The 255-nt window shown below is 51.4% G+C and carries 1 rRNA gene; it reads right to left on the reverse strand.

The features are described 5' to 3' along the window. Positions 1–255, reverse strand: a 23S ribosomal RNA gene (locus tag ACG9ZL_RS21285); the annotation flags it as partial.

The raw sequence follows: 255 nt of genomic DNA on the forward strand, positions 1-255 counted from the left end.
GTTACGGCCGCCGTTTACTGGGGCTTCGATCAAGAGCTTCGCTTACGCTAACCCCATCAATTAACCCTCCAGCACCGGGCAGGCATCACACCCTATACGTCCACTTTCGTGTTTGCAGAGTGCTATGTTTTTAATAAACAGTTGCAGGGGCCTGGTTTCTGTGGCTGACAATAGCTCAAGGAGCAAGTCCTATCACCGTCAGCAGCGTACCTTCTCCCGAAGTTACGGTACCATTTTGCCTAGTTCCTTCAGCAG

This window comes from Acinetobacter legionensis (assembly GCF_048551735.1).
In the GTDB taxonomy this organism is placed as follows: Bacteria; Pseudomonadota; Gammaproteobacteria; order Pseudomonadales; family Moraxellaceae; genus Acinetobacter.